Below are 24,558 nucleotides of genomic sequence, written 5' to 3'. Positions count from 1 at the left end.
CCCCCCGGCGCAACTCCCCCCCCCCCCTAAGTGGGGTGGTTCCCCCTCCTTTGGGAGACTCCCCTACGTCGAAGGTTCCGCAGCTCAGAGCGCGTTGACCTTCTTGGAGATCGCGGACTTGCGGTTCGCTGCGTTGTTCTTGTGCAGCACACCCTTGCTGACAGCCTTGTCGAGCTTGCGGCTGGCTGCCTGCAGCGCCGTAGCGGCAGCGTCCTTGTCAGCGCCCTCGACGGCCGTGTTCACGGCGCGGATGGCGGTCTTGAGCTCGGACTTGACCGAGTTGTTGCGCTGCCTCGCCTTTTCGTTGGTGAGGATGCGCTTCTTCTGGGACTTGATATTTGCCACGTATGAGAACTTTCTTTGTATTGCGGACTGGTCGTGAGGGTATTTCGGCCAACCAAGACTGAGCGGCGTGGGGATACCGTATGGCGATCGGCCAAAGTGCCCGAAGACCTGCGCGGACACACAGCTATAAAGGTTACCAGAAAGGCGCACGGAATCCCGACTCCCCAGCCGTGCCGGTCGGGCTCCGGCACCTCGACCGGTGAGCCCTCCGGCCTCGGGCGTGTGCCGTGGTCGGGACGGCCTCGGGCCTGCCTAGGGGAGCAGGTGGTCGGGCACCGCCGCGACCACCCGCTCGAAGCGCCCCCGTGCCAGGACCGCACCTTCACGCCTGATCTCGGCGGGGGCGATCCGCAGGACGCGGTCGATCTTCGCCTCGCTCGGGCGCCCCTGCCGGTCCCAGCTGCCCGTGCCGACGTCCACGTACCGGTCGTCGGAGTCGCGGCCGTTGTTCCGGTCCCGGCTCGTCAGCATGAGGCCCAGCAGATCGCCGCCGTCGCGCCCGATCAGGAGCACGGGGCGGTCCTTGCCCTGCGCCGGGTCGTCCTCGTACGGAACCCACGTCCAGACGATCTCGCCCGGGTCCGGGTTGCCGTCGGCCGACGGCGAGTAGGCGAGCACCGCCTCCCGCCGTCGGTCGTCCCCGGAGCGGGGAGCCGCTGATGGCACCACCGGCCCGGGCCGCCGTGTGCCGACGGGTCGACGCCGGCTCTGCGTGCCCGTCCGATCGGCCGGGGTCCCGGCCGAGGTGCTGTCCACCGCCCGGACGACACGACGCGCGAGGGACAGGAGGGAGCGGACCGTGATCGCCATGCTGGAATCCTAGGCCAGTACCAGCCGTGGCCCGGGAACCGGGAGCGCGCGATTCCCGGAGCCGTGCGGCCACGTGGGACACTAGGGGGAGTTGAATCGGCGCGAGCCAGCCCCGTCCGCCGCCGATGACGGCGCGGCGGGAGCCGCATGCCGCACCCTGTCCCGAAAGAGTGAGGAACCTACGTGTCACCCATGGCCCGCACCGCGCCGGTGCCCGCCGCCACCGATCCGGCGATCATTCGGAATTTCTGCATCATCGCCCACATCGATCATGGCAAGTCCACGTTGGCCGACCGCATGCTCCAGCTCACCGGAGCCGTCGAGCAGCGGGACATGAAGGCGCAGTACCTCGACCGGATGGACATCGAGCGCGAGCGCGGCATCACGATCAAGTCGCAGGCCGTCCGGCTGCCCTGGGAGGTGGACGGCACCGCCTACGCGCTGAACATGATCGACACCCCCGGCCACGTCGACTTCACCTACGAGGTGTCACGCTCGCTCGCGGCCTGCGAAGGGGCGATCCTGCTCGTCGACGCAGCGCAGGGCATCGAGGCCCAAACCCTCGCGAACCTGTACCTCGCGATGGAGAACAACCTCACGATCATCCCGGTCCTGAACAAGATCGACCTGCCTGCTGCGCAGCCGGAGAAGTACGCTGCGGAGCTGGCGAGCCTCATCGGCGGCGAGCCCGAGGACGTCCTGATGGTCTCCGGGAAGACCGGGGTCGGCGTCGAGGCCCTGATGGACAAGATCGTGCGCGACCTCCCCGCCCCGACCGGGGATCCGGATGCGCCGGCCCGGGCGATGATCTTCGACTCCGTGTACGACACGTACCGCGGCGTGGTGACCTACGTCCGCGTGGTCGACGGGAAGCTCAGCCCCCGCGAGCGCATCCAGATGATGTCCACGCGGGCCAGCCATGAACTGCTCGAGATCGGCGTGAGTTCACCCGAGCCGAAACCCTCCAAGGGGCTCGGCGTCGGCGAGGTGGGCTATCTCATCACCGGTGTGAAGGACGTGCGCCAGTCGAAGGTCGGCGACACCGTCACCAACCTCGCCAAGCCCGCCGCGGAGTCGTTGGGCGGCTACCAGGATCCGAAGCCCATGGTCTTCTCCGGCCTCTACCCGCTCGACGGCACCGACTACCCCGTGCTGCGGGACGCGCTCGCGAAGTTCACCCTGAACGACGCCGCTCTCGTCTACGAGCCGGAGACGTCGGCGGCGCTGGGCTTCGGCTTCCGTGTCGGCTTCCTGGGCCTGCTGCACCTCGAGATCACGCGCGAGCGCCTCGAGCGCGAGTACAACCTCGACCTGATCTCCACGGCGCCGAACGTCGAGTACGAGGTCACGCTCGAGGACAAGCGCATCATGAAGGTCACCAACCCGAGCGAGTACCCGGTGGGCAAGATCGCCGAGGTGCGCGAGCCGATGGTGTCCGCGACGATCCTCGCGCCGTCGGAGTTCGTCGGCGCGATCATGGAGCTGTGCCAGCAGCGCCGCGGGGTCCTCGGCGGCATGGACTACCTGTCCGAGGACCGCGTCGAGATCCGGTACCGGCTTCCGCTGGCGGAGATCGTCTTCGACTTCTTCGACCTGCTCAAGTCGAAGACCCGCGGCTACGGTTCCCTGGACTGGAAGGCCGACGGCGACCAGGTCTCCGACCTCGTGAAGGTGGACATTCTCCTGCAGGGCGAACAGGTGGACGCCTTCAGCGCCATCACGCACCGGGACAAGGCCTACGCCTACGGCGTCATGATGACGGGCAAGCTCCGCGAGCTCATCCCGCGCCAGCAGTTCGAGGTGCCCATCCAGGCTGCCATCGGCGCGCGCATCATCGCTCGGGAGAGCATCCGGGCCATCCGGAAGGACGTGCTCGCCAAGTGCTACGGCGGCGACATCACGCGCAAGCGCAAGCTGCTCGAGAAGCAGAAGGAAGGCAAGAAGCGCATGAAGATGGTGGGGCGCGTGGAGGTGCCCCAGGAGGCCTTCATCGCCGCGCTGTCGTCCGACGAGTCGAAGGACAAAGCCAAGAAGTGACCCCGCACGGTTTCGAGGGGGCTGGTCCGCGTGCCTAGCGCCCTTCCACTCGGCCTCCCGGCACCCGAGGACGGCGTCCTGCCCCGGGAGGCAGCGGACGGCGCGCTCGGGCGCGACTTCTGCCTCTATGTGCACATCCCGTTCTGCGCCGTCCGCTGCGGCTACTGCGACTTCAACACCTACACCGCGACGGAGCTCGGCGGCGGGGCGTCGCAGGACGCCTACGCGGGATCGGTGCTGGCGGAACTGGCCCTCGGTGCGCACGTCCTCGAGGCCTCCGCAGTGCCGGCCCGGCCGCTGTCCACCGTCTTCTTCGGCGGAGGCACTCCCACGCTCCTGCCGGCGGAGGACCTCGCCTCGATCCTCCGCGCGGCCACCGCGCAGTGGGGTCTGGCCCCGGATGCAGAGGTCACGACCGAGGCCAACCCCGACTCCGTCACGCCGGAGTCGCTGCGCGTCCTGAAGGAGGCCGGCTTCACCCGCGTCTCGTTCGGCATGCAGTCCGCGGTGCCCCACGTGCTCGCCGTGCTCGACCGCACGCACTCGCCCGAGCGCGTGCCGCAGGCCGTGCAGTGGGCGCGCGAGGCCGGGCTGAAGGTCAGCCTGGACCTGATCTACGGGACGCCGGGGGAGTCGCTCGAGGACTGGCGGACCTCACTGGCCACGGCCCTCTCGTACGGGCCCGACCACATCTCCGCGTATGCGCTCATCATCGAGGACGGGACCCGCCTCGCCTCGCGCATCCGCCGCGGACAGGTGCCGCCCATCGACGACGACGACCACGCGGACAAGTACGCCCTCGCGGAGGAGATGCTGACCGCCGGCGGCCTGCACTGGTACGAGGTCAGCAACTGGGCGCGGACGCCCGCCGACGAGTGTCGCCACAATCTGGCCTACTGGCGAGGGAGCGACTGGTGGGGCGCCGGCCCGGGTGCGCATTCGCACGTCGGCGGCACGCGCTGGTGGAACGTGAAGCATCCGCGTCCGTACGCCGAGGCTCTCGGGATCGGGCGGTCACCCGCGGCCGGACGCGAGATCCTGTCGGCGGAGGATCGCTACGTCGAGGACGTCATGCTGCGCGTACGGCTCCGTGAGGGGCTTCCGACCGGCTCCCTGACGGCGACGGGCCGCAGGGCGATCGCCGGGCTGATCGCCGACGGGCTGGTCGAGCCTGCCGCAGCTTTCGCGGGCCGCGTCGTCCTGACCTTCCAGGGCAGGCTGCTCGCGGACGCCGTCGTGCGGAGACTGCTGCCCGACTGACCGCACGGTCGTGCGGACGGCGCGAGCCGGGACCGCTGATGACGGCCGGGCGCGTCGTCGGTGGATCGGGAGACCCATGACCGGGACCGGCGGATGCGGCGCCCCGGCGGTCAGCGGACGAGGCGCAGGTTCAGCGGGTACCGGTAGGGTCGCCCGCGGTTGACCTGGATGCCGGCGTTGACCGAGAAGATGGTGATCGTGACCCAGATGAGGGCGTTCACGACGGCGAAGATCCCGCCGATGACCGGCACCAGCGACAGGAGCCAGGCGACCAGCGCGAGGATCGTCGGCGGCAGCGTGAAGTTCAGTGCCTCCTTGGACTCCTGCGCGGTGAAGGGGCCCCTGTCCTTGAAGATGAGGAAGATCAGCAGGGACGGGATGAATCCCAGGATGCCGCCGAAGTGTGCCAGGGTGGCGAACTGGCGGTCCTCCGACGCGGTCAGTGGAAGGGCGTTGGCCGGCGTTCCTTCGAACGCGGACTGGGACTCGCCCCGTCCGTGGTGCTGGTGGTCGGCGGTGTTGGGCAACTTCGATTCCTTTGCTGGCGGCGGAACATTTCCCCCGGATCGTGCTCCAAGGATACGTGGTGGTCGGGCGCCGACCGCTCAGGCGGGACCTGCCGGAGCGGTCAGGAAGTCGATGACCTCCTCGACGCGGCCCAGCAGCGAGGGCTCCAGATCCGCGTAGGTGCTGACCCCCGCGAGGATGCGCCTCCACCCGTGGGCGATCGCGGCCTGGTCGGCGTGGGGCCAGCCCAGGCCGGCGAGGATGCCCGTCTTCCAGTCCTGGTGGCGGGGGACCACGGGCCAGGCCTCGAGCCCGAGGGCTGCCGGCTTCACGGCCTGCCACACATCGACGTAGGGGTGGCCCACGATCAGGACGTGGTTGCGGGCGCCGGGCACGGTCATCGCCTGCTGGGCGATGCGGGACTCCTTGGTACCGGGCAGCAGGTGGTCGACGAGGATCCCCAGCCGGCGGTTCGGGCCGGGGCCGAAGTCCCGGACGGCTCCCTCGAGGTCGTCGACACCGTGCAACGGCTCGACGACGATCCCCTCGAGCCGGAGGTCGTCGCCCCAGACCTTCTCGACCAGTTCGGCGTCGTGCTTCCCCTCCACCCAGATCCTGCTGGCCCGGGCCGTCCTCGCCCGTGCACCCTCGACCCGCACGGACCCGGAGGCGGTACGCAGGGACGCGGGCGCCGTCCGCGCGACGGGTGCGACGACGTGCACGGGTGCGCCGTCGAGGAGGAAGCCATGGCCCAGCCGGAACGTGCGGTGCTTGCCGCGGCGATCCTCGAGGACCATCACGTGCAGCCCGCCGGACTTCTCGACGCGGATCACGGCGCCCACGAAACCGCTCTGGACGTCCTCGAGGACCATGTCCTTCTCGACGGGCACATCGGGCAGCGCGACCCTCCTGGGCGTCGAGATGTCCTGTGCCCCCCAGCCGTGGTCCATGCCGAGCCCGTCCTTCCCGCGAGGGCACCGGCGGTCTGCCGCAGCCCGGGTTCCCAATGCTAACAATCGGCCCGGACGTACTAGACTTGGCACTTGGGTGTGTCGAGTGCTAATCGCCTCCGGCCGCCCGGGAAGCGAGTGTGGAACCCGGAGGTGACATCGAAGTGAGTGAACCACGACGCCTGGAGGTCCTCCGGGCGATCGTCGAGGACTACGTCCATTCGCGGGAGCCCGTCGGCTCCAAGGCCCTCGTCGACCGCCACCAGCTCGGTGTCTCGTCCGCCACCATCCGTAACGACATGGCCGTCCTCGAGGAGGAGGGCCTGATCGCCGCACCCCACACGAGTTCGGGCCGGATCCCCACGGACAAGGGCTATCGGCTCTTCGTGGATCGCATCTCGGAGGTTAAGCCCCTCTCCGCGCCGGAGAAGAAGGCCATCCAGACGCTGCTCGAAGGAGCGGAGGACCTCGACGACGTGATGGACCGGACGGTCCGGCTGCTGGCGCAGCTCACCAACCAGGTGGCCGTGGTGCAGTTCCCCCGGGTCGGTGGGGCCTCGGTGCGCCACATCGAATTCGTGCTGCTCGCGCCGCAGCAGATCCTCGTGGTCCTGATCGCGACGAACGGCACGGTCCAGCAACGGATCGTCCGGACGCACGCCGATCTCCAGGAGGCCGAGCTGGCGGAGCTGAAGCAGCGGATCCTCTCCGCGGTGTCGGGTGTGAAGCTCTCCGCCCTGCCCGGCGAGCTCGCGGTCGCGGCCTCGCAGCTTCCTCCTGCACTGCGGGCCCACGGGAGTACCATCGGAAGGGCGCTCGAGCAGCTCGCGGGACTCGGCCGTGACGACCGTATCCTGCTGGCGGGTACCGCGAACCTCGCGCGGTCCACGGGCGACTTCCCGCTGAGCATCGGGCCCATCCTCGAGGCGCTGGAGGAGCAGGTGGTGATGCTCCGTCTCCTGTCCGAGATGGAGTACGACGCGCGGGGGATCTCGGTGAGGATCGGCAGCGAGAACCCCTACGGGGGCCTGTCGGAGGCCTCCGTGGTCGCGACGGGCTACGGCCCGGATGCCGGTGCGAAGCTCGGCATCCTCGGACCCACCCGGATGGACTATCCGACGACGATGGCCGCGGTGCGCGCCGTCGCCCGCTATCTCTCGAGGATCCTCGAGGAGTAGCCTCCGGCCCTGATCCGGGCGGTATCCCGCGATCCGGGCAGTATTCCGCCGGCCCGGCCGGCGAGCACAAGACAGAAGTCTCCAACAGGAAGTGATGTGCACGAGTGAGTAATCACTATGAGGTCCTCGGTGTGGCGCAGGGTGCGACCGGGGAGGAAATCAAGAAGGCGTACCGCAAGCTCGCGCGGAAGCTCCACCCGGACGTGAACCCCGGTGAGGACGCGTCGGAGGAGTTCAAGCGCGTCAGTCACGCCTACGAGGTCCTGTCGGATCCCCAGAAGCGGCGGGTCTACGACACGACGGGCAACGAGAACGGGACCGACAACGGCTACGGCTCGGGCTACTCGGGCTCGGGCTTCGCCTTCCAGGACATCTTCGAGACCTTCTTCGGCGGAGGCGGCCAGCAGCCGGGTGCTCCTTCGCGGACGCGTCGCGGGCAGGACGCGCTCATCAATGTGCGCATCGACCTGAAGGATGCCGTCTTCGGCACGAACAAGAAGATCGAGGTGGACACCGCGGAGGTGTGCCCCACCTGCGACGGCACGTGCTGCCAGCCCGGCACCTCGCCCCGCACCTGCGACATCTGCGGTGGTTCGGGCCAGGTCCAGCGGGCCGTGCGCTCGATCCTCGGCCAGGTCATGACGAGCGCGCCCTGCGGCACCTGCCAGGGGTACGGCACGGTCATCCCCAGCCCGTGCCACGAGTGCAGCGGCGAGGGGCGCATCCGCGCCCGCCGCACCCTCACCATCAAGGTCCCCGCCGGGGTCGGTACGGGCACGCGCATCCAGCTGGCCGGACAGGGCGAGGCCGGCATCGCCGGCGGACCCCAGGGCGATCTCTACGTGGAGATCCGGGTCGAGACCAATGCGACCTTCCTGCGTGACGGCGACGACCTGCACGTGACGCTGAGTGTCCCGATGACGGCTGCGGCGCTCGGTACCACGGTCCACCTGGACACCTATGACGGCGACCAGGAGCTGGTCATCAAGCCGGGCACGCAGTCCGGCGAGATCCTCACCCTGCGCGGCCTCGGCGTCACGCACCTGCGGAACCAGGGCAGGGGGGACCTGCGGGTCCACCTCAATGTCGAGACGCCCCGGAACGTCGACCACCAGCAGGAGGAACTCCTCCGCAAGCTCGCGGAACTGCGCAACGAGGAGTACACGGACGGACAGCTGGCCAGCAGCGGTTCGGGCGTGTTCGCGCGCCTGCGGGAGCGTCTCGGGAACCGCTGACCATGACGCGACCCCTCTTCTTCGGACCGGGTGAGGCAGTCCGGTCCGCAGCGCCCGGTGCCGTGTTCGTCCTCGGCGGTGACGAGGGGCGCCACGCCGCGACGGTCCGGCGGCTCACGGCCGGTGAGCGCATCGACGTCTCCGACGGTGCGGGCTACCGGCTCCGCGGGCTGGTCTCGGCGGTCGGGGCCGGGACCGTGGAGCTGACGGTGGAGAGCGCAGGGCAGGATCCGGCGCCCCGGCACCGCCTGGTGCTCGTCCAGGCCCTCGCGAAGGGCGGCCGCGACGAGCAGGCCGTGGAAGCGGCCACCGAACTCGGCGTCGACGCCGTCGTCCCCTGGCATGCCGAACGCAGCATCGTCCGCTGGCGCGGGGACAAGGAGGACAAGGGCCGGCAGAAGTGGACCTCGCTCGTGGCCGCCGCCTCGAAGCAGTCACGCCGCTCGTTCGTCCCGACCGTCCATGGCGTGCTCGACACGCCGCGACTGGTGGCCTGGGCGTCGACGGTGGATCGGATCGTCGTCCTCCACGAGGACGCCGAGGTGTCTCTCGCCGAGCAGGTGTCGGAGCTGCGCACCTCAGGCGCCCTCGACGTCCCGACGTCGACCGCCGTGGTGGTCGGCCCGGAGGGCGGCATCAGTGACACCGAGCTGGCCAGACTGCGGACCGCCGGTGCGAGCACGGCCCGCCTGGGTCCGCACGTCCTGCGGTCGTCCTCGGCCGGTCCGGCCGCACTCGTGCTGCTGAACCACCTGCTCGGTCGCTGGTAGGGCGGGAGGCGCGGCTATCGGACGACGACGGTCTTCGAATCAGCGGCGCTGGTCGCGTCCGAGGGCGCGGACACCGTGATCTCGTAGCGGCCCGGTGGAAGGGTGACCGAGAAGGAGAACGCCCCGGGTGCGCCGTCCTGCGGGGCCATGTCCACGGAGCCGTCCCGGAAGAGGGCGGCGTCGCCGTCCTCGGAGCCGTCGGTGCTGCGGTCGATCCGCCAGTCCAGGGACTGCTCGGCGGCCGGTCCCACCCCGTGGATCGTGAGGCCCGCGGTGTCGGCCTCGACATCCTCCTGCGGATCGATGATCCACACCGGAGCGAGGTTGGCGGGGTCCCGGGTCCACTCGCCGTCGAGGTCGACGGCGTCGAAGGCGCGGTAGCCGGCCGTCCCGTCCACGAGTACGACCACCGAGCTGGCCTCGCCCCCGGTGATGAGGCCGGCGTCGGACGCCGCCGCGGTCGCCGTGTAGACCAGTTGCTGGAGGGCGAGGCGGGCCTCGTCCTCGCCGAGTCCCTCCGAGACGGCGTCCGAGGAGATGTCGAGCGTGATGACGTTCTTCGTGGAGATCGAGGACGTCACGTTCGACGCGGCCCGCCACGGGGAGCGGTAGTCGGGGTCGAGCGGCCGCCCCGAGGTCATGAGCTGCACGGCGTCGGCGATCGGATCTCCGGAGCCTTCGGCCGGTGCCACCAGGAATTCGCGGAACAGCTTGTCGCTGCCGTCGACGTCGCCGAGCCAGTAGACCGGGAGGAGGGGCTGGACCGCGTCGGCGGGCCCGGCTGCCGCGCCCTCGCTCCGGACCGCCGGCGCGGTCGGGGACGCACCGGCCTCCCCTGCGGACGACGTCGGCTGCAGGGGTGCCGGAAGCGACGTGGTCGGCGCGCCGCCCTGGTTCGGGCCGACGTTGGGGAGGAGGTACACGCTGCTGGCGACGAGCACCCCGCCGGAGACCAGGAGCATGCTTCGCAGCCCCAGCCGGTTCTTCCTCAGGGGGTCCTGCTCGTTCATGCCGGCCCCCTTCCGTCGGGCGCACTGGTGCGCGGGTCTATCGGTGGAATGTCCGTGTCCCGGCCGGGGGACGCCCCTGTCGGACGAGGCGCCGGCCGCTTGCGGTGGTCCTGCCGGACCTGATTCAGCTTGGCACAACGCAGGGAACGCCCCGCCATGAATACGGGCGGGTGGCAGGACTGAAACCCGATCGATACGAAGCCGTTGCCGATTCGCGACGAAAGCCGAGTGCGGCTCGGCAGCGTTCGCCGCCGTCGATCCCGAGGGAATCAAGGCGGTCCCGCTCCTGTTGACAAAAGGGGGATGCCGTAACATTGGCATTCCTGCTGCGAGAGCACGACAGGACCAGATCATCAGGACGACTACTCCAGCGAGGGGCGATCAGAGGCCGGACGGCCGAGCTATGAGCGAATCTTCAACAGGCATCAATGCGGCAGGACTGGACACCAGGACCTTCGTCTTCGAATCGACCCAGCAGATGGTGCAGTCGCTCGGCTCCAACGACGAGGCGCTCCGCCTGATCGAGGAGTCGTTCCCGGGCGTCAGCCTCCAGGCCCGGGGCAACGAGCTGGCGATCACGGGACCTTCCGCGGACGTCCTGCGCACCGAGCGGCTGATCGGTGAGATCCAGACCATGGCCAGCAACAACGCCACGGTCTCGCCCCAGGTCCTCGAGCAGCTGGTCACGATGCTCAAGACGCAGAGCGCCGCCCGTCCCTCGGAGGTGCTGTCCGTCAACATCCTGACGTCGCGCGGAAAGACCATCCGCCCCAAGACGCTGAACCAGAGCACGTACGTCGACGCCATCGACCGCAACACCATCGTGTTCGGCATCGGCCCGGCCGGTACCGGCAAGACCTACCTGGCCATGGCGAAGGCCGTCCAGGCGCTGCAGCAGAAGGAGGTCAACCGGATCATCCTGACGCGCCCCGCCGTGGAGGCGGGGGAGCGGCTGGGCTTCCTCCCGGGCACCCTGAACGACAAGATCGACCCGTACCTGCGTCCGCTGTACGACGCGCTGCACGACATGATGGACCCCGATTCCATCCCGCGCCTCATGGCGGCCGGCACGATCGAGGTAGCACCGCTCGCCTACATGCGCGGGCGGACGCTGAACGACGCGTTCATCATCCTCGACGAGGCGCAGAACACGACGCCGGAGCAGATGAAGATGTTCCTCACACGCCTCGGCTTCGGGTCCAAGATGGTCGTGACCGGCGATGTCACGCAGGTGGACCTCCCCAACGGTACGAGTTCCGGCCTGCGGATCGTGAGCGAGATCCTCCGCGACGTCGACGACGTCTACTTCAGCGAACTGGATGCCGCCGACGTCGTCCGGCACCGCCTGGTGGGCGACATCGTCAGTGCCTACAGCACGTGGGACGAAGAGCAGCGCGCGACGCAGGCCCGCCGACCGGTGGCAGCCCGATGAGCGTCGAGGTCAACAACGAGTCCGGTTACGAGGTCGAGGAAGAGTCCCTCGTCCGCCTCGCGAACTTCCTGTTCGAATCCCTGTTCGTCCACCCCGAGGCGGAACTGTCGATCATCCTCGTCGATGTCGCCGCGATGGAGAAGCTCCACGTGGAATGGATGGACGAGCCGGGTCCCACCGACGTGCTGTCGTTCCCCATGGACGAGCTGCGTCCCGGCACGCCGGGGCGCGTCACGCCCGCCGGGCTGCTGGGCGACATCGTGCTCTGCCCCGAGGTGGCGGCATCACAGGGGGCTGCCGCGGGCCACGGCACGAACGACGAACTGCTCCTCCTGACCACGCACGGCGTGCTCCACCTCCTCGGCTACGACCATGCGGAACCCGAGGAGGAGAAGGAGATGTTCGGCCTGCAGCGCCAGCTCCTGTCCGACTTCCTCGGCGGCACCGCACCCCGGGAGACGCGCGCTTGACCATCTGGCTCCTCGGGCTCATGGGTCTGCTCTTCGCACTCACCGCAGCACTCGTCACGGCTGCGGAAGCAGCGTTCAGCTACCTCCCGCGGCAGGAGGGCGAAGCACTCGTCCAGGGGTCCCGCACCACCTCCCTCCGCCGCATCCTCGATGCCCCCGTCGCCCACATGCATGCGCTGCGGTTCTGGCGGGTCTGGTTCGAGATGGCCGGAGCGGTCGCCGTCGCCATCCTGTTCCACGACCTCTTCGACAGCATCTGGCTCGCAGGGCTGCTCGCCACCGCGGTGATGGCGGCCATCGGCTTCGTGATCGTGGGCGTGTCGCCACGCCAGCTCGGGAGGATGCACGCTCCCGCCGTCGTGCGCGCGACCGCCGGGCTGGTGGCGTTCCTCTGCGCCGTCCTCGGGCCCATCCCGCGCTGGCTCGTGGGGGTTGGCAGCGCCATCACACCCGGGGCCGCACGGGACGAGGCCGCGTTCTTCACGCAGGAGGAGTTCCGGGAACTGCTCTCCCGCGCCTCGGACGCCGAGATGATCGAGGACAACGAAGCGGAACTCATCCACTCGGTCTTCGAGCTCGGCGACACCAAGGTGCGGTCCGTGATGGTGCCACGCACCGACATGGTGACCATCGAGTCCGGCTCGACCCTCAGCCAGGCGATGTCGCTCTTCCTGCGGTCGGGCTACTCGAGGATCCCCGTGATCGGCGAGAGCTCCGACGACATCAAGGGCCTGCTGTACCTGAAGGACGTCGTCGCGAACCTCCACGGCCGCCCGGCGTCGAACCTGTCCCGACCGGTGGACGCGGACTGCCGGCCCGCCCGCTACGTGCCGGAATCGAAGCCCGTGGGCGACCTGCTGAGGGAACTGCAGCGCGAGTCGACGCACGTCGCGATCGTGATCGACGAGTACGGCGGAACCGCCGGACTCGTCACGCTCGAGGACCTGATCGAGGAGATCGTGGGCGAGATCGTCGACGAGTACGATTCCGAGGTCCCGGAGCAGGAGCAGCTCGACGACGGCGAATACCGCGTGAGTGCCCGGATGGGCATCGACGACCTCGGTGAGCTGTTCGGCCTCGACCTCGACGACGAGGAGGTGGACACGGTGGGCGGGCTCCTCGCGAAGACCCTCGGAAGGGTGCCGATCGTGGGATCGGAGGTCACAATTGACGGTATCGGTCTGCGGGCCGAGCGCGTGGAGGGCCGCCGCAACAGGGTGTCCCACGTCATCGCGTACCGCATTCCGCCAGAGCACACCGAGCAGGACGAACGAGAGACGATAGAGGCTGACAATGAGCGACGCTGAGCACAGGGCAGGATTCGTCTCGCTCGTGGGACGGCCGAACGCCGGTAAGTCCACCCTGACGAATGCCCTGGTGGGGCAGAAGGTCGCCATCACCTCGGCGAAGCCCCAAACCACCCGGCACACCATCCGCGGCATCGTGAACCGCGAGGATTCCCAGATCGTCCTCGTGGACACCCCCGGACTCCACCGTCCGCGTACCCTCCTGGGTCAGCGCCTCAACGACCTCGTCGCGGACACGCTGGCCGAGGTCGACGCCGTCGGTTTCTGCCTTCCGGCCAACGAGAAGATCGGCCCCGGCGACCGCTTCATCGCCGAGCAGCTGGCACGGCTCAACCGCAAGCCCCTCATCGCCGTGGTGACCAAGACGGACCTCGTGGACCGTCAGGCCCTGACCGAGCAGCTCCTCGCCGTGTCGAAGCTCGGCACCGAGGTCGCCGGCCCCGAGGGATGGGCGGACATCGTGCCGGTGTCGGCCGCCGACGGCTTCCAGGTGGACACCGTCGCGGAGGTCTTCAGCCGGCACATGCCGGAATCGCCCGTCCTGTATCCCGGCGGTGAACTGACCGACGAGCCGGAAGCGGTGATGGTGGCCGAGCTGGTGCGCGAGGCTGCCCTCGAGGGGGTCCGGGACGAGCTCCCCCACTCCCTCGCCGTCGTGGTGGAGGAGATGATCCCGCGCGAGGGCCGCAGCGAGGACAACCCGATGCTCGACGTGCACGTGAACCTGTACGTCGAGAGGCCGTCGCAGAAGGCGATCATCATCGGCAAGGGCGGCGCCCGGCTCAGGGAGGTGGGCACCAACGCCCGCCGCGGGATCGAGGCGCTGCTGGGCACCCGGATCTACCTCGACCTGCACGTGAAGGTGGCCAAGGACTGGCAGCGTGATCCCAAGCAGCTCGTGAAGCTCGGCTTCTAGCGGCACGACTTCCGCGTCCCGCTCGTTGGCATGCGGGGAGCGGGCTACCTGCCCTGCGCCCTCCGGCCGCTCGGTCCCCGATGGCCGCGGCCACCGCCGCGCCGCAGTTCGGGGACCGGCAGGAGAGCCGGGGCCGAGCGAAAAGGCGGGAGCGCCTCCCTCCGGCCAGTACCGACCACGTCCATCCATCCGAAGGAGACCGGGAATGACCGGCCGATCATCCCGCGAGGGCGCAGGCAGCGCCGGCGACGCCAGTGCGGCGAGCGCCCCAGTTCCCCTGGGTGCCGGACCCGCGGGGCGGCATCTCGGCCATGGCGGAGGGCACCGCGGGCTCAGGCTGACGGCCATCCTGATGGCCTCCGTCTTGGTGGCCGCCCTCGCTTTCGTCGCCGTGCAGGTCTTCCGCCTGCAGTCCAACGTGGCCACCCTCCCGCTCAATCTCGGACAGGGCCAGGAGTCGGCGCTCCCGGTCGACTCCAGCACGGACCCGCTCCAGATCCTCATCCTCGGTACGGACACGCGCACGGGCAACAGCGGCGAGTTCTTCGGGAACGAGGAGGACTCCTCCGGCGACGGCAACTCGGACGTGATGATGCTGATGACGCTCTCGGCCGACCGCGAGGACGTCACCGTCGTGTCCTTCCCCCGCGACCTGCTGGTACCCCTGCCGAGCTGCGTGGATCCGGAGACGGGGGAGACATCGCAGGCGATGGATCTGGGCCAGCTCAACGGGGCACTCGACGAGGGCGGACCGGGCTGCACCGTGGCGGCGATCAACAACCTCACAGGGCTCTCGGTGGACCACTTCATGATGGCCGACTTCAACGCGGTCAAGGAGCTGTCCTCGACTCTCGGCGGGGTCGAGGTGTGCGTCGACGAACCCGTGGAGGACGAATACTCCGGGCTGTCCCTGCCTGCCGGGACCAGCGAGGTCGAGGGAGACCAGGCGCTGGCCTTCCTGCGCACGCGCCACAGCTTCGGTGACGGGGGAGACACCGGGCGGATCGCCGCCCAGCAGTCGTTCATGGCGTCGATGGCCCGCAAGGTGCGGGCAGAGGGGACCCTGACGAACCTGCCCAAGCTCTACACCATCGCCGACACGGTCACCCGGAACCTGACCGTCGACGAGGGCCTGTCCCAGCCCACGGAACTGCTGAAGATCGCCGATCGCCTGAAGGACGTCGATCTCGGCAACATCGCGTTCGTGACCGTCCCCACCGAAGCGTGGATCGAGGATCCGAATCGGCTCGTCCTCGACGAGGAGGGCGCCGCCCCGCTCTTCGACGCGCTGCGCGAGGACCGGGGCCTCACCGAGGAGGCGCCCGAGACCGCCGCGCCCGGTACGGGAGCCGCCACGCCTGCCCCGTCGGATGCACCCCCCGCCCCCTCGACCCCGACGTCCGCCCCCGAGGTGCCGGCGTTCGATCCAGCGTCCGTCCCGGTGCTCGTCATCAACGCGACGACGGACATCGACCGTGCGGCCGAGGTGCAGCAACTCCTCGTCGGGGCCGGCTACACGCAGGCCGCTCCCTTCGAGTCCGTCCCGGCGGAGACGTCACAGGTCCTGTTCGGGAGCGGGTACGACGCCGCTGCCGCTGACCTCGCGGAGCGGTTCGGGGTCCCTGCGAGCCAGGTGCTGTTCAGCGGGACGGCGGCAGGTGTGGAGCTGCTCGTCGGCGCCGACCTCGCCACCGGCACGAAGGTGGTCCTCCCGCCGCTCGGCGGCGAACTGGACGGCCAGACCGCGGACCAGGTCACCTGCCAGGCGTCGTCGGGGTTCTAGGAGTGCTTCTCCTCCGGCGCCCTCGGCCGCACGGACGCCCAGCGGACGCTCGGGGGAGTCGGGGCCGCAGCCGCACCGGCGGCCGCAGCCCCGACCCCGGTCACCAGATCCGGACGCGCTCTCCGGGCTCCAGCCACAGGCCGTCCTGATCGGCCACGTCGAAGGCGTCGTGGAACTCGTCGAGGTTCCGCACCACCTGGTTGCAGCGGAACTCGTTGGGTGAATGCGGGTCGACGGTCAGGCGCCGTCGGGCCTCCTCCGGCCGGATCTTCTGCTGCCAGCAGGTGGCCCACGACAGGAAGAACCGCTGCGTCCCGGTCATGCCCCCGATCACGGGTGCCTCCTCGCCGCCGAGGCTCAGGAGGTAGGCGCGGTAGCTGATGCCGAGGCCTCCGAGGTCGCCGATGTTCTCCCCGAGGGTCAGTTCACCGTTCACGGCCTGCCCGGGGACCTCGGACGGCTCGAGTGCGGCGTACTGCGCCACCAGGCGGCCGGTCAGGGCGTCGAAGGCCTCCCGGTCCTCCTCGCTCCACCAGTTGTGCAGGCGCCCGGTCCCGTCGAACTGGGATCCCTTGTCGTCGAAGCCGTGGCCGATCTCGTGGCCGATCACGGCTCCGATCGCTCCGTAGTTGACGGCGTCGTCGGCGTCGATGTCGAAGAACGGCGGCTGCAGGATCGCCGCAGGGAAGACGATCTCGTTCATGGTGGGCATGTAGTAGGCGTTGACCGTCTGCGGCGTCATGAGCCATGCGCCGCGGTCGATCGGCCGGCCGAGCTTGCCCAGCTGCCTGCGGTGCTCGAACTCCGACGCGCGCAGGACATTGCCGTAGAGGTCGGAGGGCCGGACGTCGAGCGGGCCGTAGTCGATCCACTCCTCCGGGTAACCGATCTTCGTGGTGAACTGCGAGAGCTTCTCCAGTGCCCTGGCGCGGGTCTCGTCGGTCATCCAGGTGAGCGCCGAGATGCTCGACTCGTAGGCCGCGATGAGGTTGCCGACGAGATCGAGCATCGCCGCCTTGTGCGTGGCGGGGAAGTGCCGCTCCACGTACCGCTGCCCGATGGCCTCGCCCATCGCTCCTTCCACCAGGGCCACGCCGCGCTTCCACCGGTCCTTCAGGCGCGGCGTACCCGCGAGGTGGGTGCCGTAGAAGGCGAAGGACGCGTCGACGAACCGCTCGTCCAGGTAGTCGGACGCGTGCAGCAGGACGCGGCTCACGAGCCACTCGCGCCATGTCCCGAGCTCCACCGAGCCGAGGGCGTCGTCGAGCCCTCGCACGAAATCGGGCTGGTTGACGACGAGCTCCGAGGACTGGTGCGGTTCGTCGACGACGACGCGCAGCCACGGTGCCAGGTGACCGGAGAGCGCGGCGGCGTCGTCGTGCCGGACGAGGTTGTAGGTCTTCTGCGGGTCGCGCCGCTCGACGCTGCCCATCGACGACGCCGCGAGGCGCGTCTCGAGTGCGAGCACGCGATCGGCCGCCCCGGCTGGATCGTCGCCGCCGACGAGCCCGAACAGCGTCGACAGGAGGTTTCGGTACTCGTCCCTCGTCTCCGCGAAGCCCTCCTCACGGTAGTACGACTCGTCGGGGAGCCCCAGGGCGGACTGGTACAGGTGGAGCAGGTACCGCTCGGGATTGCCGGCGTCGTTGCTGACATAGGGTGCGACGAGGCCTTGGATACCCGACCGCGTCAGCTCCGCACTGAGGTCCACCAGCTCCGCGACCGACGACACGGCGGCGACCCGGGCCAGCACCGGCTCGATCGGCTCCGCCCGCCGGGCCTCGACCCGGGCCGTGTCCATGAAGTCCGCGTACAGGGTGCCCAGTTTCGCGTCGATGCCGTCCGCCGGTCCGGTCCCCGCCCGCGAGGCGGCGTCCTCGATGATCGCGCGGACGGCGAGCTCGGACGCGTCCCGGAGGGCGGTGAAGGACCCGGTGAGCGGACGGTCGTCGGGGATCACCGCGTCCTTGAGCCACACTCCGTTGGCATGCCGGAAGAGGTCGTCCTGGGGTCGGACCGTTCCGTCGAGATTGTCCGGATCGAGAGTGCTGATCGTCATTGTCGCTTCCTGTTTCCTCGTGCTGCGGTACCTGGTATCCCGAGGCGAGGCGCCCCGCAAGCCATCCTATGTGCCGTGCTATCGTGGCAACGTGCGCGCACACAGAACTCTTCTTCGGTGCCGCGGCGAGGCCATCTAGGACCTACGAGCTACTGGCCATCCCTCGCCGCGGAGTCCGCGTTGCCCGGCCGCCAGCACCCTCAGTCCCGACAGATAAGGCCGATCCCCATGCGAAACGCACAGAAGTCATCAGGTATGCCGTTCGGCAAGTACCGCCCGTTCCAGGAACAAATCTCCGTGGAGCTCCCCGACCGGACCTGGCCGGACCGCGTCATCACGAAGGCGCCCCGCTGGTGCGCCGTGGACCTGCGCGACGGCAACCAGGCACTCATCGATCCGATGAACGCCGAGCGCAAGCACAAGATGTTCGACCTGCTCGTGGGCATGGGCTACAAGGAGATCGAGGTCGGTTTCCCATCGGCGTCGCAGACGGACTTCGACTTCGTCCGCCAGTTGATCGAGGGCGACCGCATCCCCGACGACGTCACCATCCAGGTGCTGACGCAGTCGCGTGAGCACCTGATCGAACGCACCTACGCATCCCTCGAGGGCGCGGACCGCGCCATCGTCCACCTGTACAACTCGACGTCCGTGCTGCAGCGCCGCGTGGTGTTCAACCAGAACCAGGACGGCATCATCGACATCGCCCTCCAGGGCGCCCGCCTGTGCCGCAAGTTCGAGGAGAACATGGGCGACACCGCGATCACCTACGAGTACTCCCCGGAGTCCTTCACCGGCACCGAACTCGAGTTCGCGGCGCGCATCAGCAACGAGGTCTCGGCCGTGTTCGAGGCCTCCGCGGACCGGCAGATGATCCTGAACCTGCCTGCCACCGTCGAGATGGCCACGCCCAACGTCTACGCGGACTCGATCGAGTGGATGAACCGGAATCTCGCCGACCGCAGCAGCATCATCCTGTCACTGCATCCGCACAACGACCGCGGCACCGGTGTGGCCGCCGCAGAGCTCGGCTACCTCGCCGGTGCCGACCGCATCGAGGGCTGCCTGTTCGGCAACGGTGAGCGGACCGGGAACGTGGACCTGGTGACGCTCGGCATGAACCTCTTCAGCCAGGGGATCGATCCGGAGATCGACTTCTCCGACATGGACTCGATCCGCCGCACGGCCGAGTACTGCAACCAGCTCAGCGTCCCGGAGCGGTCGCCCTACGGCGGCGACCTCGTCTTCACGGCGTTCTCCGGATCGCATCAGGATGCGATCAAGAAGGGCTTCGAGAGCATGGAGCGCGATGCCGCAGAGGCCGGGGTCGGCGTCGACGACCTCCCGTGGGCGGTGCCGTACCTGCCGATCGACCCCAAGGACATCGGCCGTTCCTACGAAGCCGTCATCCGCGTCAACTCCCAGTCGGGCAAGGGCGGCGTGGCCTACCTGCTCAAGAGCGAGCACAGCCTCGACCTGCCGCGCCGCGCCCAGATCGAGTTCTCCGGCGTCGTCCAGCGCCGCACGGAGACGCAGGGCGGCGAGGTCAGTGGTGCCCAGCTGTGGTCGGCGTTCCAGGACGAGTACCTGCCCATGCGTGCCGAGGGCGGCGCGGGGGCCTGGGGCCACTACGAGCTGACCTCGGTGAACACGGACACGGCGGAGGACGGCTCCTTCAAGCTCGTCGCGACCCTCCTCGTCGACGGTGTCCAGCAGCGCAAGACCTCGCAGGGCAACGGACCGATCGATGCCCTGCTGGCCATCCTCAGCCAGGACGGGGTCGACGTCCGCGTCCTCGACTACACCGAGCACGCCCTGTCCTCGGGCGGCAACGCGCGCGCCGCCGCCTACGTGGAGTGCGCCGTGGGCGAGCGGGTGCTGTGGGGCGTCGGGATCGATGCGAACACCACGATGGCAGCCCTCAAGGCGGTCGTCTCGGCCGTGAACCGCGCCATCCGCGACGCCGCCTGACCGAGCCCTCTCCGCCCTGCGACCCCCGCGCGGAACGATTGCCGCGGGGGTGGCAGGTGGAAGAATGAGACTGTGGCCTCCTCCTCAGCATCGCGCACCTACCGCACCGAAGGCGTGGTCCTGCGTACCTACAAGCTCGGTGAGGCCGACCGCATCATCGTGCTCCTGACGAGGGACCACGGCCAGGTCCGTGCCGTCGCCAAGGGCGTACGCCGGACCACCAGCAAGTTCGGCTCCCGCCTGGAACCGTTCATGTCCGTCGACCTCCAGCTCGCACACGGGCGGAATCTCGACGTCGTCACGCAGGCCCAGACGAAGGGCGCCTACGGGCACGGGATCGCCTCCGACTACGGCCGGTACACCGCGGCGACGGCCATCGCCGAGACGGCGGAACGGCTGACCGACATCGGAGAGGCCGGGGGAGCGCAGTACGCCCTCGTCGCGGGTGCCTTCTCCGCCCTCAGCCGCGACCTGCACCCGTCGGAACTCATCCTCGACTCCTACCTGCTCCGGTCACTGGCGACGGCGGGATGGGCCCCGAGTTTCACGGACTGCGCCCGGTGCGCCGCGCCCGGGCCGCACACCGCGTTCTCCGCCCCGCTCGGCGGAGCGGTCTGTCCCGTGTGCCGGCCCCCCGGAGCCGCATCACCCTCGGCCGCGACCATGGACCTGCTCGCGGCGCTGCTGACCGGGGACTGGACCATCGCGGACGCCTCGGAGGGCGGCGCACGCCGTGAGGCCGCCGGACTGGTCGCCGCCTATCTGCAATGGCACCTCGAACGCGGGGTCGCCTCCCTCAAACACGTGGAGCGCATATGAAGAACCCTGTTCGACCCGTGGCGCCGTGGCCCCACCCGAGCGGTGAGCAGGTTCCCCCGATCCCGCGCCAGTTCGTTCCCGAGCACGTGGCGATCGTCATGGACGGCAACGGCCGCTGGGCCAACGAGCGGGGACTGCCCCGGACGGAAGGGCACAGGGCCGGTGAGGCGGCGCTGCTCGACGTCATGGCCGGCGCGATCGAGATCGGCGTCAAGCACGTCTCCGTCTACGCGTTCAGCACCGAGAACTGGAAACGCTCACCCGAGGAGGTCCGCTTCCTCATGGGGTTCAACAAGGACGTGCTCCGGCGCCAGCGCGACCAGCTCGACGAATGGGGCGTCCGCATCCGCTGGTCCGGGCGTCGGCCGAAGCTGTGGCAGTCGGTCATCCGCGAGTTGGAGGACGCGGAGCGCCACACCGCTCTCAACACGACCTGCACCCTCACGATGTGCGTCAACTACGGGGGTCGTGCCGAGATCGCCGACGCCGCCAGGGCCATCGCCGAGGACGTCGCCGCCGGCACCCTGAAGGCCTCGTCGGTCAGCGAGAAGACCATCCAGCGGTACCTCGACGAACCCGACCTGCCCGACGTCGACCTGTTCCTCCGCACGTCGGGCGAGCAGCGGCTGTCGAACTTCATGCTCTGGCAGTCCGCCTACGCGGAGATGGTGTTCATGAACACCCTGTGGCCCGACGTCGACCGACGGACCCTGTGGCGTGCGATCGAGGAGTACGCCGCGCGCGACCGCAGGTACGGCGGCGCGGTGGACCGGGCGTCCGACGGGCCGTCCACCTAGGGCGGGCCCGCGGGTACACACGAGTCCAGCCACCACGCGGTGAAGCTCGCGGCCTGCCGGCGCACGTCCCGGTGGGAGAGGAAGACGTCGTGCAGCGCGCCGTGCAGCCGGCGGATGGTCACGGTGGTACCGAGTTCCGCGGCACGGCGCACCAGGGGCGTGACGTCGAGGATGCTGTCGGTCTCCAGCATCGAGCTGTTCCAGGTCCCACTGATCGTGGATGCCGTCGAACACAGCACGAGCACCGGCACATCGATGCACACCCCTCGGGCGAGGGCCGCATGCCCGGCCAGGACCGCTGCCAGCCAGCCTGCCCTGATCGGGAAGCCGGCCTCCGGACGCCACGCCGGATTGATGGTCCACTCGCCGTCGCGCGTGTCGCTGATGCTCCGGAAGTAGAAGCCCAGGGCAGGAAGCCGCAATCGTGTCTTCGGGCGGCGGCGGGACACCGTGTCGAGGATGCCCTGCGCGGCGGTCCGCAGCAGCGCGCTGCCCTGGGTGTCGAGCCACGGGCTGTTGAGGACCAGGGCCGCGAGGCGGCCGGGGTTGCGGGCGGCCCAGAGGGCGGCGGTGAGGCCGCCGGTCGAATGCGCCATCACCGCGATCTCCACCACCGTCCCCGGGCCGTGCCGTGCCGCGAGCCGGCTCCGGAGCGCGTCGATCGCGGCCTCGAAGTCGGCGTCGTAGTCGTCGAGGGAGGTGACGAACCCCGGGGTCTGGCCCGGCAGCAGGCTCCGGCCGTACTTGTGGAGGTCCAGGGCGAAGAAGTCCCACCCCCGGGCATGCAGGGTCTCCGCCAGCTCCGAGTGGAAGAAGTAGTCGCTGAAACCGTGCACGTAGAGCACGGCCCGCGCGGGCCCCGACCGGAGCCGTGGGACGTCCTCGGGCTCGTGGGCCACCAGGGTCGCGACGCGCGGGCCCTCGTCGTCGGGCGGCAGGGGCAGCGTGAGCGCGCGGAACGGCGCTCCTAGGATGTCCTCCGACCAGCGCCCGTCCATCCTCCGACACTACCTCCGGTGTCCCGAGCCGGGGGGCTTCCTGAGTTGGTGCGCACCCGCTCCGCGTGGAATTCTGGGTGCATGCGCATCTACCCGACCTTCTTCCGGATCGTCTTCTCCGGGATGGACGCCGAAAGGGCCCACAGGATCGGCTTCGCCCTCATCCGCGCCGTGGACCTCACCCCCGCCGGCTGGGCCCTGCGCCGTTTCTGCGCCCCGGACCCCCGCCTCGCCACGACCGCCTTCGGTGTGGACTTCCCGTCCCCGTTCGGCCTCGCGGCTGGTTTCGACAAGGCGGGCAAGGGAGTGCTGCCTCTCACCGCACTGGGCTTCGGACACATCGAGATCGGGACGATCACCGGCCGGGCCCAGCCCGGCAACCCCGCTCCGCGCCTGTTCCGGCTGGTGGAGGACAGGGCCGTCATCAACCGCATGGGCTTCAACAACGACGGCGCCGCCGCCGTCGCTCCACGCCTGCGATCGGCGCGGAACCGGCTTGCACGGCGGTACGGGACACGTCAGCGACCCGTGGTCGGTGTCAACATCGGCAAGACCAAGAAGGTGGACATCGCCGACGCGATCGCCGACTACCTCGTCAGCGCCGATCAGCTGGCACCCGTGGCGGACTACCTCGTGGTGAACGTGTCGTCGCCCAACACCCCGGGCCTCCGTCTGCTCCAGAGTGCGGAGTCCCTGCGGCCACTGCTCGAGGCGGTCCGCCGCACCTCGGACGAGGCGGCGGGCCGGCATGTGCCGCTCCTCGTCAAGATCGCGCCCGACCTGACGGACTCCGACATCGACGACGTCGGAGCCCTCGCGCTGGACCTGGGGCTGGACGGCATCGTGGCCACCAACACCACCATCACGCGCGAGAACCTCACCACCGACGCCGCCACGGTGATGGCCAAGGGGGTGGGCGGCCTGAGCGGCGCACCCCTGAAGGCCCGGTCCCTGGAGGTCCTGAAGCGCCTGCGGGCTGCCGTGGGGGACAAGCTCGCCATCGTCGCCGTCGGCGGGATCGAGACACCCGAGGACGTCGTCGAGCGGTTGGACGCCGGTGCGACACTCGTCCAGGGCTACACCGCGTTCCTCTACGAGGGCCCGTTCTGGGCCCGGCGCATCAACCGCGGCCTCCTGCGGTCACGGTCCTCCCGATCCGCGACCTGAGGTTCCGGGAGGACCACGTCGACGACCGGGAACGACGGAAGCCGGGCCCGAGGGCCCGGCTTCTGTCGTCGTGCTCCCGGTCGTTGGACCGGTCAGGAGGGGTACTGGCCCCGGCGCACCTGGGGCTTCGGCAGGCGCAGACGGCGCAACTGCAGTGCCCGCGTGACGCCGTACCAGAGGTCACCCTGGTTCGGGGCACCGAACTTCTCGGTCAGTTTCCTCTTCAGCTTCCGGCGCAGCAGCACGCAGTCGACGATCACGGCGACGATGAGCACCCAGAACGCCATCAGGACGGCGCTCTGCACGGCGAGGGACTGGAAGAAGCTCAGGATCACGAAGACCAGCGCAGCGATCATGAGGAACTCACCGATGTTCACGCGGGCATCGACGAACTGCCGGATGTAGCGACGGCTGGGGCCCTTGTCCCGCAGCGGGAGGTAACGCTCGTCATCGGTGTCGAGGGCCTGGCGCATCCTTGCGCGGTCGTCGCGGACGCCGGCGCGGCTCTGCTCACGGGCCGCCTTGCGGTCGTTCGGCACGAGGGGACGCTTGCGCGCGGCCTCCTGCACACTGCGCTTGGGCGTCGGGGCGCCCTTGCCCTGTGCGCGTTGCGCCTCAGGGGTACGTGAAGCGCCGTCGACGACTTCCTGGGCAGAGGGGGCTTCTTTATTTCGTCCGAACACCCCTTCAGGATAGCGGTTCGCGGCCGGGAGGCGTCGCTCCGCGCCGAGCGTCGC

22 protein-coding genes are annotated in these 24,558 nt (G+C 69.5%); 14 read left to right on the top strand and 8 right to left on the bottom strand.

Annotation, left to right across the window (positions count from 1 at the left end; all coding sequences use genetic code 11):
- Nucleotides 1-84: 84 nt before the first annotated feature.
- Together rpsT and ACX80U_RS10495 are read right to left on the bottom strand one after the other, a co-directional pair.
- A complete protein-coding gene (gene rpsT / locus ACX80U_RS10500; RefSeq protein ID WP_087075755.1) occupies nt 85-345 on the bottom strand; it encodes a 30S ribosomal protein S20 in 261 nt (86 codons plus the stop codon).
- A 252-nt stretch (nt 346-597) separates the two neighbouring features.
- A complete protein-coding gene (locus ACX80U_RS10495; protein ID WP_459268346.1) occupies nt 598-1,155 on the bottom strand; it encodes a type II toxin-antitoxin system PemK/MazF family toxin in 558 nt (185 codons plus the stop codon).
- Nucleotides 1,156-1,338: 183 nt separating this feature from the next.
- Between ACX80U_RS10495 and lepA the strand changes: the two genes are divergently transcribed.
- Nucleotides 1,339-3,192, top strand: a complete 1,854-nt coding sequence (lepA, locus tag ACX80U_RS10490) for a translation elongation factor 4 (RefSeq protein ID WP_459268345.1) — start codon at nt 1,339-1,341, stop codon at nt 3,190-3,192.
- A gap of 30 nt (nt 3,193-3,222) precedes the next feature.
- On the top strand, nt 3,223-4,452 hold the full coding sequence (hemW, locus tag ACX80U_RS10485) for a radical SAM family heme chaperone HemW (protein WP_459268344.1): 1,230 nt from the start codon (nt 3,223-3,225) through the stop codon (nt 4,450-4,452).
- Nucleotides 4,453-4,562: 110 nt separating this feature from the next.
- Here the strand turns inward: hemW and ACX80U_RS10480 are convergent, their stop codons facing one another.
- Both ACX80U_RS10480 and ACX80U_RS10475 read right to left on the bottom strand, forming a co-directional pair.
- Complete coding sequence (locus ACX80U_RS10480; protein WP_133080562.1) at nt 4,563-4,979, bottom strand: DUF4870 domain-containing protein; 417 nt, start codon at nt 4,977-4,979, stop codon at nt 4,563-4,565.
- Nucleotides 4,980-5,057: 78 nt separating this feature from the next.
- Entirely contained in the window at nt 5,058-5,909 is an 852-nt protein-coding gene (locus ACX80U_RS10475; protein WP_459268343.1) for a DUF3097 domain-containing protein, read from the bottom strand.
- Between the two features lie 164 nt (nt 5,910-6,073).
- Here ACX80U_RS10475 and hrcA point away from each other — a divergent pair, with 164 nt between their 5' ends.
- From hrcA to ACX80U_RS10460, 3 genes are all read left to right on the top strand, one after another.
- Nucleotides 6,074-7,087: a heat-inducible transcriptional repressor HrcA gene (hrcA, locus tag ACX80U_RS10470; protein ID WP_133080560.1), complete on the top strand. Its 1,014-nt coding sequence runs from the start codon at nt 6,074-6,076 to the stop codon at nt 7,085-7,087.
- A 104-nt stretch (nt 7,088-7,191) separates the two neighbouring features.
- Nucleotides 7,192-8,322, top strand: a complete 1,131-nt coding sequence (gene dnaJ / locus ACX80U_RS10465; protein WP_133080559.1) for a molecular chaperone DnaJ — start codon at nt 7,192-7,194, stop codon at nt 8,320-8,322.
- A gap of 2 nt (nt 8,323-8,324) precedes the next feature.
- Nucleotides 8,325-9,092 (top strand): 16S rRNA (uracil(1498)-N(3))-methyltransferase, encoded by a 768-nt coding sequence (locus tag ACX80U_RS10460; protein ID WP_459268342.1) that lies wholly within the window; start codon nt 8,325-8,327, stop codon nt 9,090-9,092.
- Nucleotides 9,093-9,106: 14 nt separating this feature from the next.
- Here ACX80U_RS10460 and ACX80U_RS10455 read toward each other — a convergent pair whose 3' ends face one another.
- Nucleotides 9,107-10,102 (bottom strand): GerMN domain-containing protein, encoded by a 996-nt coding sequence (locus tag ACX80U_RS10455; RefSeq protein ID WP_208740221.1) that lies wholly within the window; start codon nt 10,100-10,102, stop codon nt 9,107-9,109.
- Nucleotides 10,103-10,505: 403 nt separating this feature from the next.
- Between ACX80U_RS10455 and ACX80U_RS10450 the strand changes: the two genes are divergently transcribed.
- The 5 genes from ACX80U_RS10450 (at nt 10,506) to ACX80U_RS10430 (ending at nt 16,010) form a co-directional block, all read left to right on the top strand.
- Complete coding sequence (locus ACX80U_RS10450; RefSeq protein ID WP_133080556.1) at nt 10,506-11,534, top strand: PhoH family protein; 1,029 nt, start codon at nt 10,506-10,508, stop codon at nt 11,532-11,534.
- Nucleotides 11,531-12,004, top strand: a complete 474-nt coding sequence (gene ybeY / locus ACX80U_RS10445) for an rRNA maturation RNase YbeY (protein WP_133080555.1) — start codon at nt 11,531-11,533, stop codon at nt 12,002-12,004. Before ACX80U_RS10450 ends, ybeY begins: the two co-directional genes overlap by 4 nt.
- Complete coding sequence (locus tag ACX80U_RS10440; RefSeq protein WP_459268341.1) at nt 12,001-13,311, top strand: hemolysin family protein; 1,311 nt, start codon at nt 12,001-12,003, stop codon at nt 13,309-13,311. The genes ybeY and ACX80U_RS10440 overlap by 4 nt, the downstream gene beginning before the upstream one ends.
- The gene (era, locus tag ACX80U_RS10435; RefSeq protein WP_133080553.1) at nt 13,298-14,227 is read left to right on the top strand and encodes a GTPase Era; all 930 of its coding nucleotides are present in this window, start codon (nt 13,298-13,300) and stop codon (nt 14,225-14,227) included. The genes ACX80U_RS10440 and era overlap by 14 nt, the downstream gene beginning before the upstream one ends.
- Before the next feature lie 205 nt (nt 14,228-14,432).
- Nucleotides 14,433-16,010 carry an LCP family protein gene (locus ACX80U_RS10430; protein ID WP_208739824.1) on the top strand — a complete coding sequence of 526 codons (1,578 nt, stop codon included), beginning with the start codon at nt 14,433-14,435 and terminating at the stop codon, nt 16,008-16,010.
- A gap of 100 nt (nt 16,011-16,110) precedes the next feature.
- Here ACX80U_RS10430 and ACX80U_RS10425 read toward each other — a convergent pair whose 3' ends face one another.
- Nucleotides 16,111-18,069, bottom strand: coding sequence for a M13 family metallopeptidase (locus tag ACX80U_RS10425; RefSeq protein ID WP_459268340.1), 1,959 nt, complete (start codon nt 18,067-18,069; stop codon nt 16,111-16,113).
- Between the two features lie 228 nt (nt 18,070-18,297).
- Between ACX80U_RS10425 and leuA the strand changes: the two genes are divergently transcribed.
- The 3 genes from leuA (at nt 18,298) to ACX80U_RS10410 (ending at nt 21,656) form a co-directional block, all read left to right on the top strand.
- Nucleotides 18,298-20,040 (top strand): 2-isopropylmalate synthase, encoded by a 1,743-nt coding sequence (leuA, locus tag ACX80U_RS10420; RefSeq protein WP_459268339.1) that lies wholly within the window; start codon nt 18,298-18,300, stop codon nt 20,038-20,040.
- Nucleotides 20,041-20,112: 72 nt separating this feature from the next.
- Nucleotides 20,113-20,859, top strand: a complete 747-nt coding sequence (recO, locus tag ACX80U_RS10415; protein WP_133080549.1) for a DNA repair protein RecO — start codon at nt 20,113-20,115, stop codon at nt 20,857-20,859.
- Nucleotides 20,856-21,656, top strand: a complete 801-nt coding sequence (locus ACX80U_RS10410) for an isoprenyl transferase (RefSeq protein WP_459268338.1) — start codon at nt 20,856-20,858, stop codon at nt 21,654-21,656. The genes recO and ACX80U_RS10410 overlap by 4 nt, the downstream gene beginning before the upstream one ends.
- Here the strand turns inward: ACX80U_RS10410 and ACX80U_RS10405 are convergent.
- Complete coding sequence (locus ACX80U_RS10405) at nt 21,653-22,654, bottom strand: alpha/beta hydrolase (protein WP_459268337.1); 1,002 nt, start codon at nt 22,652-22,654, stop codon at nt 21,653-21,655. The two genes, ACX80U_RS10410 and ACX80U_RS10405, sit on opposite strands and share 4 nt — an antisense overlap.
- Before the next feature lie 81 nt (nt 22,655-22,735).
- On the opposite strand from ACX80U_RS10405, the gene ACX80U_RS10400 reads away from it, so the two are divergent.
- Nucleotides 22,736-23,821, top strand: coding sequence for a quinone-dependent dihydroorotate dehydrogenase (locus ACX80U_RS10400; RefSeq protein ID WP_459268336.1), 1,086 nt, complete (start codon nt 22,736-22,738; stop codon nt 23,819-23,821).
- Nucleotides 23,822-23,913: 92 nt separating this feature from the next.
- Here ACX80U_RS10400 and ACX80U_RS10395 read toward each other — a convergent pair whose 3' ends face one another.
- Entirely contained in the window at nt 23,914-24,504 is a 591-nt protein-coding gene (locus ACX80U_RS10395; RefSeq protein ID WP_133080545.1) for a DUF3043 domain-containing protein, read from the bottom strand.
- Nucleotides 24,505-24,558 lie beyond the last annotated feature (54 nt).

Source organism: Arthrobacter sp. TmT3-37, assembly GCF_054510835.1.
The sequence above is the reverse complement of the archived record's forward strand: the minus strand, read 5'-3'. Positions and strand labels throughout refer to the sequence as shown.